Origin of the sequence: Nostoc sp. DedSLP03 (genome assembly GCF_034530815.1) — a bacterium.
Taxonomy (GTDB): Bacteria; Cyanobacteriota; Cyanobacteriia; order Cyanobacteriales; family Nostocaceae; genus Nostoc.
Genome location: NZ_JAVRCK010000102.1, coordinates 17,252 through 29,610 on the forward strand (window position 1 = coordinate 17,252; position 12,359 = coordinate 29,610).

The 12,359-nt window shown below is 41.1% G+C and carries 4 protein-coding genes; all 4 read right to left on the bottom strand.

Going from position 1 to position 12,359, the window contains the following annotated elements; genetic code table 11:
* Positions 1-17 precede the first annotated feature (17 nt).
* The gene (locus tag RM368_RS32370) at positions 18-6,089 is read right to left on the bottom strand and encodes a type I polyketide synthase (RefSeq protein WP_322697847.1); all 6,072 of its coding nucleotides are present in this window, start codon (positions 6,087-6,089) and stop codon (positions 18-20) included.
* 929 nt (positions 6,090-7,018) lie between these two features.
* Positions 7,019-7,999 carry an iron-siderophore ABC transporter substrate-binding protein gene (locus RM368_RS32375; protein ID WP_322697848.1) on the bottom strand — a complete coding sequence of 327 codons (981 nt, stop codon included), beginning with the start codon at positions 7,997-7,999 and terminating at the stop codon, positions 7,019-7,021.
* Between the two features lie 84 nt (positions 8,000-8,083).
* Positions 8,084-10,708, bottom strand: a complete 2,625-nt coding sequence (locus RM368_RS32380; RefSeq protein ID WP_322697849.1) for a TonB-dependent siderophore receptor — start codon at positions 10,706-10,708, stop codon at positions 8,084-8,086.
* Between the two features lie 611 nt (positions 10,709-11,319).
* Positions 11,320-12,359 (bottom strand): phosphopantetheine-binding protein (locus tag RM368_RS32385; protein ID WP_322697850.1); only part of this gene is annotated, 1,040 nt, incomplete at its 5' end.

Sequence of the window (12,359 nt, forward strand, 5' to 3'; positions counted from 1 at the left end):
GGAAAATTCCTCCTATATCACTGACCAATCTGAGCCAGCAAGTTACTCAAATTTTCTTGATTGATGTTTGCTGCCGAAAAGTCTGAAGGGGTATACTCTACTGCTTCTAGGGAGCGAGAATGGGTGATGAGAGATTTGAGGGCTTCGACAAAACTATGAGATAGTTTCTCTATAGTCTTCCGTCTATGCACATTTGTGCTGTAGCTAAATTCCAGTCTCAATTGACCTTCTTCATTAACCCACGCGGTCACGCCTAGCAAATGCGGACTAGTTCCTTTTTGACTGTACACTGATCCAGTGGATTCTTCAGTCGGTCTGAGCAGAGAAGATCGATCAAAGCTTTTACCAAATTGACCAAGGTAGAGAAAAAACACTTCTGCTTGGGGAAGCGATCGCATTTTCTCTGTCAGTGTTGTATCCTCACTTAAGTAGCGTAGCGCTCCATGATCAATGGTTCTACTAGAAATGCAACGAAACTGCTCTTTTACAGCTTTTAATGCCTCCCCTGGATTCTCAGCCCCCTCTAAATCCAAAAGTACAGGATAAAGAGTAGTCAGCCAACCTACTGTCCGTGATATATCCACATTATCTATAGTAGTACTTGCATCTCGCGCATCTTCTTCGGTATTAAACAGTAGACATTTTATACCTGTCCATTCTGTAAAAGCTTGTACAAGAGCAGTCAACAAAACTTCTTGTGTATTAGTTCGATAAACTGCTAGAACCTCCTGAAGTAATGCCTGAGTTTCTGTTTCGCTTAACGCTACTGAAACACTTTCACCTGATGCTACAGTGTTAATGCCTCCAGGATAATCGATTGGTAAGGGATAAACCTGTTCGTAACCTTTGCTGAGGCAGGAATTTAGGTTTTTCTGCGATACTGATTGAGCGTATTCCTTTAGTCGCTCAGACCACTGTTTGAAAGAGGTTGTTTTCTGCGGCAGTTGAATGGCTTTACCAAGTCTCAGCTGTTGATAAATAGTCTCAAGATCCTCTAGTAAGATTCGCCAAGAGCCAAAATCTACTGCCAAGTGGTGGATGATGATCAGCAAGCGGTTTGACTTATTGACACCCAAATCAAAAAGCACACCCTGCACAATTGGCCCATCTGATAAATTCAAACTAGCTTGTAGTTCTGTGGCGGTTGCTTCCATAGAAGATTTTTGAACATCAGGTGATAAAGCTGATAAATTTCTATGTATCAAATTCACCTGTTTTTCTAAGCCAGTATTCACCTGCTGCCAGCCAGATTCAGAGGGGATAAACCGCAAGCGAAGTGCATCGTGGTGTATAAATAAATGCTGCCATGCTTGTTCCAATAAACCTGGATCAATAACTTGCATTACTTCTACAAAGAATGCCATGTTCCAGTGATGTGGTTCTGATAAATTCTGTTCAAAGAACCAGTGCTGGATAGGCGTCAGAGGAAGCGAACCAGTTACTAAACCTTGTTCAGCCTGGACTACTTGTTTTGTACTTACCACCTCTGCCAGTTCAGCGATTGTCTGATGCTCAAACAATTGCTGAGGGGCAAGCCGATAACCTGCTTTCGCAGCTCTGGCGCTAACTTGAATGCCAAGTACAGAATCTCCCCCTAACTCAAAAAAGTTATCGTCAATACCTACTTGCTCAATTCCCAAGAGTTCTTGCCAAATATTGGCAATGGTTTGCTCTACCTCATTTCTAGGAGCAACATAGTCATTATCTAAATTAGGTCTTAAATAAAGTGAGGCGGAATTGGGTTTTTGTGCAACTTTATAACCTTGACTAAATTCAAGTTTAATCCATCTTTTGATACTAATTTGTAAGTCTACTGTTGATGTGACTAACTGACTAAATTTTCTCACAGATAAGGCACGTTTAAAAACCTCTAGTCCTTCTTGCCTTGTCATCATCGAATCTGCACCTTTGAGTGAAGTTACTGATTTTGATGATTCTTGAGTAATCCAATCCCCATAATTAATACTCTGCCAGTGGACAAAATTTGTTTGGTTATGTTTATGTACAAAAGTATCAGTAAATAAGTGTGCTGCTGGATAGGCAGCCATGCCCATTACCCCCAAAACAGACGCTAATGAGGATATGACTACACAGAAATCTAGCTCTTTTCCTTGTAAGATATTTTCTAATACAAATAATCCATAGCCTGTTGAGCTTAATTGACTTTCACACTCAGTTTTACTTATCTGTTGAATATTACTAAACAACTTTATCCCTGCTGCATGAATGACACCATCAATTTCACCAAAACGGTTTGATGCTTGAGTCATTACTGCTTGCATTTGTTCGAGATTCCCAACATCGGCGCGGCAAATCAGAACTTCAGCACCGAATGTTTCTAATGTTTGTAATTTCTGAATTTTGCAACTTATCTCATCGCTCTCATCATGAGTTGCTAGCCATTGCGACCACTCTTGTTTTACAGGAAAACTGGAACGTGCTGTGAGAATTAGCTTGGCATGTGCTGTTTGGGCGAGATATTCTGCCAGCACCAAACCAATATATCCCAAACCACCAATAATTAAGTAAACTCCTTCATCCTTGATGGAAATTGTTTCTTGATTTGGCTCTTCAATTTGTATTGGTTCAAAAGTTTGTACCCAACGATGTTTGCCACGGTAGGCAATCATATTCTCAGATGTTGTTTGAGTCAGTTCTGTTACGAGTTGGTCTATGAGTTGACTGTTTGGGGATGTTCTTGATTCAGGAATAACCACATCAATGTTACGACAGGTGATGTTTGGATACTCTTGGGGAATCACCTTACAGATTCCCATGACAGTCGCCTTTTCTGGGCACAAGTTTTCGTCGCCGGTTACCTCTTGCACGTTGTTGGTAACAACTGAAATTTGGATAGTATCGGTAACTTCTTGTCTTCCCAACGCCTGCGCTAAGAAAAGTAGACTATAAAAACCATTATTTTGACATTCTTCAAAGAACTGATGGGGTAATTCTGGTTGTGGGTTGGGGATGAGACTCCAAAAATGACCGATCGCATTTGGTTGAAAATCCCATATTTCCTTCAGCAAGGCATCATAGTCACTACTTGCTTGGGGATTAATTGCGTAAGAGCATTGGCGCAGCCTGTCCGTAGGACATTCGTTCAGTTGTGTAAACTGCTCTCCAACAGTCACACTAATCACATCATGCCCTGCTAATTTCAACTGTTTGACAACTTGTAAACCTACTCCAGCATTATCAATAAAGACTAAATAATTTAATTTTTGTGCTGATTTCGCTCCTATCTGTGGAGAACGTTTCCAGGAAGGAATGTAAAACCAGTCAGCGATATCTGGTTTTTTCTGTAATGCTTGCGGCGATCGCATTGCCAAATTCGCTTCTGGATTAGCATCAATCCAGTAACGCTGACGTTCAAAAGGATATGTGGGTAAGGGAAGGCGATCGCGTTGTTGATCGGCATAAAAACCAGACCAATCTACTTTTATCCCTGCCAGCCAAAGGCGACCCAATGTATTCATTAAAAAGGCGACATCTGACTGTTGCTCGTAGGAATGCCGCAGGGAAGGCAACATCACAGATTTGGCTCTATCATCACTTTCTAGACATTGTAGTGCGAAACTACTCAATGCCTGACCAGCGCCAACTTCCAATAAAATCGGACGATCTTTTTTCCACAACTCTTGCACTTCCGAAGCAAAGCGTACTGCTTGGCAAAGGTGCTTCACCCAATAACTGGGATCTGTTGCTTGGTCTGCTGTAATCCAAGTACCTGTAACGTTAGATAAATAGGGAATTTTCGGTGGTTTGAGGCTGAATGTTTGCACTAAATTATCAAAGGTAGGTGCGATCGCCTCCATCATGACAGAATGAAAAGCATGAGAACTCTGTAAACGCTTTCCAACTAAACCTCTTTCACTCAATTGTCGTTCTACTTCTTCGATCGCATCTGTAGCACCTGCAATCACACACAACGATGAGCCGTTGATTGCAGATAGAGAAATCTTCTCATTCAAGAAAGGCTGTATTTCCTCTTCAGAAAGCCCAATTGCCAACATTGCTCCTTCTGGCAACTCTTGAATCATTTGCGCTCTTTTAGCTACCAAAGTTAAAGCGTCTTCCAAAGACAAAACCTCGGCCAGACACGCTGCTACATATTCACCGATGCTATAGCCAATCATTGCCGTCGGACGAATCCCCCACGATATCCACAATTGAGCTAAAGCATACTCAATAACGAAGATCGCTGGTTGGGTGAGAAAGGTTTGATTCAGCTTTTGAGTAGCGACATCTGCCTGTTCTGTTCCCCGACCTAACATTTTTCGCAAATCTAACCCAGCAGAAAGAGTGCTTGGTTTATTTCCATTCTCACTGTTTCTATTGGGATAAAGGACATCTCGCAAATCTAGACCAAGGTGGGGTTTGAGGAGTTCGCAACATTGGTCAACACAGGCGCGAAATATTGGCTCAGTTTGGTAAAGTTCAAGAGCCATATTAACGTAGTGAGTTCCTAGTCCAGAAAACATGAAGGCAACAGGACGTTGTTGAGTTTTTTCAGTACTGGTGAGAACTCGCTTTGGCTCTTGAAGTGCATTGATAGCATCTTGAATATCCCGACAGACAACTGTACGCCGATAATCGAAAGTTCTGCGTCCAACCTGCAATGTGTAAGCCACATCGGCAAGGTTTGAATCGGGATGTTCTTGGAAGTGATTAATTAGATTTGTGGTAGCTGTTTCTAGTGCTGAATCGGTTTTGGCAGATAGGATCAACAACTGCCAGGGACGAGAGGAACTAGAAGCTTCGAGAACTGGAGCTTCTTCAAGAATCAGATGGGCATTTGTTCCTCCAAGTCCAAAGGAACTAACTCCTGCACGTCTAGGAGTGCCATTCGTCTGCCATTCCGAAAGTGTGGTATTGACGTAGAAAGGACTGTTAGCAAAGTCAATTTCTGGATTAGGTGAAGTAAAGTGTAAGCTGGGTGGTATCTGTTTATGCTTGAGGGCTAAGACGGTTTTGATTAATCCTGTCACACCAGCCGCAGTGTCCAAATGCCCAATGTTAGTTTTGACGGAACCAATGGCGCAGAATCCAATATCTTGGGTACTAGAGCGAAAAGCTTGTGTCAGGGCAGCAATTTCAATGGGATCTCCTAAGACTGTTCCTGTACCATGAGCCTCGATGTAAGTAATTGTCTCCGGTTCTACTTCGGCTATTACTTGGGCTGTTCTAATTACTTTTGCTTGGCTATCGATACGGGGTGCTGTGTAGCTTACTTTCAATGAACCATCATTATTGATTGCCGATCCTTTGATTACAGCATGAATCGTATCGCGATCGCTAAGAGCATCTTCTAATCGCTTCAATACCACAATGCACACACCCTCACCCCCCACAGATCCTTTTGCTCTAGCATCAAAGGTACGGCAATGTCCGTCAGGAGACGCTATTCCTCCTTCTGTATACATATATCCAGTTTTTCTAGTTGCACTGACGGCAACTCCACCAGCCAATGCCATATCACATTCACCATTCAGTAAGCTTTGACAGGCTAAATGGACAGCAACTAATGAAGTTGAGCAGGCAGTTTGCACAGCATAACTGGGCCCTTCTAAGTTGAGTTTGTAAGAAACACGCGTGGTTAAATAGTCTTTATTAGCTGCTATTGTAAGTTGTTGAGGATCGATAGAATTTATGATATTTTGATTTAGATAAATATTAAGTAAGTAGCTGCTCAGACTAGAGCCACCATAAACACCAACAGCACCTTGATAAGTTTGTGAATCGTATCCAGCACTTTCCAACGCTGTCCACGCACACTCTAAAAAAAGTCGGTGTTGCGGATCGGTAATTTCTGCTTCTCTGGGATTAAAGCCAAAGAATGCAGCATCAAATAATTCTGCGTCTTCTAATATAGCGTGTGCTTTTACATAGTTAGGGTCATTTAATATAGATGAACTTATACCTGATGACAATAGTTCTTCATCACTGAAAAAAGAGATTGATTCTACTCCATTTTGAATATTTCTCCAGAATTCATCAATATTTTTGGCTCCAGGAAAACGCCCTGTTAAGCCGATAATTGCTATTTCTGAACCATTTGTAGAACTAGGCACTGTCGAAATAATCATAATTTCGTTTAATCCTAAATTTTCTTCAATAAATTTAATTTTTTGAAGACGTTTTTTGTCTATACTTTACCAGACTATCTTTTTATTTGAAAATATTTATCAAATAAAAAGTTGATTTTTGACTTTAACTTGATTAAAATCATTAGCTAAATATATGATATTGACATTTTATGTGAAAGCTTCTCTTTCTTTCTCTTCGAAACCTAGGTTTTCGCGGAAGGCTTCCGCAGAGAAGGCGGTTCATTAATGCTAATACTAGTGATTTGCTGGAGCTAATTGATCGTTTTTATTGCAATTAATTTTTAATTAGTCTAAATTATATTAACGATAATTAGTAGCATTAGCAACAGAAGAGCCATCGTGATTAAATATGAAAAAATCGAGATTTATCAGCGTTACTTATAAGAAGCTATTTTTATCGAACTTATGCACTATACAAACGAATAATCTTCTGGGTAACGTAAATAGGTCGTTTCAGTCTTTTACAAACCATCGTTTGTTTGTTGCGTAGGCAGATATGGCAAAAAGGCAGTTGAAAAACTTAGCTATAAAAACGAGGGGAAAAGGGAAAAGGGGAAAGAGGAAAGGAATGAAAAAGTCGCGCCACTTGAGGGCGAGGTTTTGACCTACCCAGTGATACAAGGATTATTTCGCGCCACTTGAGGTGAGGTTTTTACCTTTTCCCCAACCCCAGTTCCCCTTCTTTATAAAGTATTCTTCTTAGGACTTACGCACTGTACAAATGCATCGTAATGTGAATTAACGATCGCTTTGGTTGTTTCCGGCTTTGACTAATTATCCGGCGATGCCTACGGCAGTAAACTACGTAAATACACCATAATGCAAAGGCACAGCAATGCTGTGCCTTTACGAAATATCTGGTTTTTAACCTAATGCATATTTAGTGTTTTTTATCAATAGGCATGAATTCAAGGTGTGTTGACTAGATATTTAAATAAGTCATCGATTACTGCATTCATTGCTAAAATATCAAAACCGCCCCAGTTTCGCTCATCTACAAAATACACCTGATTTTTTTGAACTACCTTGAGTTGTCGCCATAAAGGTTTTTGTTGGAGTTTCTCTAAAAACTCATTAGACTCATTAACGCCCTTCTGTCTCGGAGCTAAAAAGAAGAGAACATCAGCATCAATATTAGACAACTGTTCTTCAGAAATAGGGTTTGTATAGTAGAAATCTCCCCTTTGTCCTGATGGGCGTTGTAATTCAATATCCTTTATAACTGTACTAGCAGGATAGCTCTCTCCATATGGTACTATTTTATTATCCTGATAGATACCAACAACTGATACTTGAAGTTTATGGCGGCGATCGCCCAAAGCCTCCTTAAGTTTTTCAATTCGCTCATAATATTCGCTCATCAAGCGCTTGCCAGCCTCTTTCTGATCCAGGACATTGACAAGTTCCATAAATTGTTGTTTCCAAGAAGGTGGTGGAGCAGGAAATTTCATGATGACAGTAGGCGCAATATAAGATAGCTGCTGATAGATATTCTGCAACCGAGAGTGAGCCAAAATTAGATCGGGTTTAAATAGCAAAATCTTTTCTAAATTTGGCCCATTTAGGTCGCCAGCAAATTCAATTCCATTTGCCTGTTCTCGAAGATATGGTGGAAAAGGTTCACTTATAGAAATGTATGTGGATGCAAATGGTTTGATATCCAATGCCAGGGTATTACCCAGAATAGTTATCCATAAAGTTACAATTCGTTGAGGGTTGAGAGGAATGCACGTTTCTCCCATCTCATGTTGCACCTTTCGACAATTTTCTGTTGGCTGTTTTGAGCTTGTAACACTGTGCTTAATATTTAAACTACAAGCCGAAGCGAGTGTAAAGGTCAAAACTCCCAATAATAATAAATAAGTAAGGTGACGTAAAGGTATTTTCATGAACGCCTACTTCACACAATAGAAAAAGTGAATGATCTACGCTTCTATCCCTCAGGATAAAGCGTAGGATATCAGAGGGTTTGCTCAAAACTGCCAGGAAATTGTGCCCTGTATTGTCAGGGGATCGCCAGGTATAATCCGATTTACGTTTTGTGCAGAGACAAAATAATCAGTGTCAAACAAATTCTTGATATTGATCGCAGCTCGGTAATTGTCCCGCTTGTAATAAATAGCTGCATCTGTGCGTACATAACTCGGTAACTCAACCGTGTTGCCTAAGTCGGCTTGTCGGTCTCCGTAGTAAAAAGCTCCTAAACCGAAGCCTAATCCTTTTAAACTACCGGATTGAATTTCGTAAGTTGTCCATAGATTGAGTGCGTGTCTGGGCACATTATTCAGTTGATTACCCACTGTCGATGGATTGTCTCTTGTGATTTCTGCATCAGTGTAAGCATAGCCAGCAATGATGTTCCACCCTGGCGAGATTTCGCCAGAAATATCAAACTCAATCCCACGACTGCGCTGTTCCCCAATTTGAATAGTTCGTTGTGGATTATTTGGATCTTGGGCTGAGAGATTGGTGCGAGTCAAATCATAAAATGCCAAGGTTGTAGATAATCGATTAGTCAAATCTGCTTTCACCCCGATTTCATACTGCGTTCCTCGCTCCGGTTCCGATAGGGCAGCACCGAATACAGATGTCGCCTGGTTGAATGAACGGCTATAGCTAGCGTAGAGTGAGATCGGTTTAATGGGCTGATAAACAATGCCAACACGAGGGCTAAAAGCTTCTGTTTGCTTAAAGTCGGTTGTCTGGTTCAATAAATCCTGAAACTCTTGATTGGCAATATCAAAGCGTCCACCCAAAAGTACTTTGAAGTTTTCTGCTAGGGTAATTTGATCCTGAAGGTAAAAACCTAATTGTTGCGCCGTATTTTTGATATCAAAATCTGGAACACTAGCTCCTGTAGCAGTTCCATACACAGGATTGAAAACATCAAGAGGAGTAGTCTCATTGAAAAGAGATTTGGAATTAGTGTCTGTTTTGCTCAGGTTAAATCCAGCTACTAGTTCATGCTTGATACTACCTGTTGTCAACTTACCGACCACATAGTTGTCTAGATTATAAGCATTTTCATCGTAGTCAAAATCCTCAGCGCCTCTTTCTAATGTACGCAAATCATCTTGTAATCCGAAAGGAAACACAGTATTTCGTTTTAGGCGTAACAAATAAGTCTGAAAAACGCTCCGCGCTTGCCAGTTATCGCTAAAGCGATGTTCAAAATTATAGCCAATCCGAAATGTACCATTAGAAGTGTCATTAAGATTAGGCTCACTCACAAAACGATTACGAGGAATTCTCCCATTGGGGTTAGGCAGGACGCTTCCCTGTGCCGGTATCCCAAAATCATAGGGTCCTTCTGCAAGGGAATAGCTTGCTTCTAAAGTCAGCTTTGTTCTGTCACTAATTTGCCAGCTTAAAGTAGGTGCAATTAGATATTGCTGTTGGTCATAGAAATCAATAAAGCTTTCGTTTGTTCCAACAGAAGCATTGAAGCGATACAACACCGTTTTACTGTCATTCAACGGACCAGATAAATCAATTGCACCGCTATAGGAATTGTAGCTACCAACAGAAGTTTCCACGGAGTAGAAGGGATCGCTCAATGGTTGCTTCGTCACTAAGTTGACCTTGCCGCCGAGTCCGCCTTGACCGAATAGAACCGAAGCGGGCCCTTTGAGTACTTCAACCCGCTCAATATTTGAGCCAAACCCGACACTGCTAATTGAACGGTCTTGTACCCCATTGAGTAGAGTGTCTGAAAAAGCATCAAAGCCCCTAATTTTGATGACATTGAGAGGATCGCGAGGGCTTCTACTTCCTACCACTACACCCGGCGCATTTTTTAACACGTCTGTTAGGCGAGTTGCTTGCTGGTCTTTAATGACCTGTTGCGGTATGACCTGAATCGACTGGGGAATATCACGCAACGGTGTGTCGGTTCTCGTAGCAGATGAGGTATCAGGAACGCGATACCCATCCTGTTCACCCGTCACCACTAACTCAATCGGTTCATCCTGCTGTGCTGTGGGTTCCTCTGGTTTTGCCTCAGTCGTCGGCTTCTCTAGTGGCTGCGTCGCAGTTGCAGCAGCAGATACTACCCCAAAAACCAAACCTGCATCATCATCAAATAACTCAACCGTTGGTAATGCTGCTGCACCTGCCACTGTCACCCGGATAGTATTTGCATCAATATTTGTAACTGTTATCTCAGTAATTTCCGGAAGTGGTTTTTCGGAACGAAATGTGAAAGTATCACCATTGGGTAAACGGAGTTGTGAGTTAGGTATATCAGCAATAAAGTTATTCCCACTACTGCGATTTGTGATTTGCAATTGCGCCCCAATCGATGTCTCTAAAATCACCTCTACACCTTTTTCAGTGGAAGTAGCTTTAACTCCCGTAATTTGCACAATTTCTGATGAGGGTGCTGGCGACTGCACTAGCATTTGGGCGCTAGTCTGGGGATGCTCTATCTCACTGATCTGGCGAATCTCTCTAATTGACTTGGAATTGCGTAGTACCGATGCGACAGATTTACTTTGTACCTCTTGCCTGGGTATTTCTTGAGCAGTGGCGCTCATTCCACCCCAAAACGAAACAGAACTTGCTACTAAGAAAATTTTCGATAACTGCTTTGGCTTCATTTACTACTCCACACACCCGTCACCATCATCTGACTGAAAATAATGTCAATAACGCAGCAAATAGCTGAATTATTGAGATAAATTACTATCAAGTTGAAAACGAATATTACAACTAATCGATAATTAATTGCAAGTATTTATCAGCTTTTCTTCACAAACAGTGTTGATCAAATAATCTCTGAATATCGCGATTGTTTAGATATTTTTATTTGTCAATATACATTCGTGAAGTTTCAGATGATGAACAGTTTGTCAAGAGGTTGGAAACATGAAAATTTTCTGTTGGCAGATGACTTTCAGGAAACCGTGAGTTCAAGGAACCTCTCCCTACCTTGAACTTACAACAGAATTCAGGAGCCAAAAGTCAGAATTAGAATAAGTTGTCTAGGCTAGCTAACGCTGCGCTAACGGCAGTTCCTCATGGGGGAACCCCCAAGACCCGACTGCCTCACCATTCAAAATCAATGAAACGCTTATGCTGTTCTAATTTTGAATTTTGTTAGCGAGTCTGTGTACCTCTAGGGGGAAGCAAGCTAGGCGCAGCGTCTCGTAGAGAGTGTCATTTTTAATTTTTAATTCCGCCTTGTGGTAATAGCCGATTCAATCCATCCTTAAATATTTTCAATAGATTTCATTTTTTGAAGACGCTTTTTCTGTTGAGCTTTACCAGCTTCGATTTTTTCACTGACAATATCTGTTACCTGAAAAAATGGGGTTCCATTTTGGACTTTATTAAAATAATCTACTAAAGAGCTTATAGTCGGATATCTAAATAAGTCGAGGACAGATAAATCGCTCTTAAATATTTCACGCAACTTGCTATGAACTTGAATTAAAAGTAATGAATGACCACCAAGTTCAAAGAAGTTATCATCAATTCCTACCTTCTCAACATTAAGTATTTCTTGCCAAATATTAGCAATAGTTTTTTCTACCTCGGTTTGGGGTGGCTGATAAACTGCTTCCAAATCAGGACGTGCTGTATCAGGTATAGGTAGCTTTTTACGGTCAACCTTACCGTTAGGTGTGAGTGGTAGTGCCTCCAATGTGACAAAAGTCCCTGGTATCATATAGCTTGGCAACTTTGACTCCAAGAAGCCTCGCAGTTGATTAATTGCCAGTGTTTGATCTGAATGTGGGACTATATAGGCGACTATTCGCTGAGAATCGACTGAATCTGGTTGTACTGTAACTATGGTTTCTCGGACTGCGGGATATTGACTGATGAAAGCCTCAATTTCTAAGAGTTCAATGCGGAAACCACGCACTTTCACCTGGTGGTCGATACGACCAATGTACTCAATCTCTCCATTAGGCAGATAGCGGGCTAAATCTCCTGTTTTGTACAAGCGTTCCGAATTTGAGGATTGGTCTTGTTTCCCTCCCCTGTCTCTTTGGAAGGGATTGGGGATAAATTTTTCAGCAGTCAGGTCGGGACGGTTTAAGTAACCTCTAGCCACTCCCACACCACCAATATAAAGTTCACCCGTTACACCTACAGAAACAGGGTTTAGATATTTATCAAGTAAATAAATATGGATATTTGCTATTGGGCGACCGATGGGAATTGTCTTTTGATTGATAATACTATTTTTACATTGCCAAAAAGTGACATCGACGGCGGCTTCTGTTGGCCCATAGAGATTGTGCA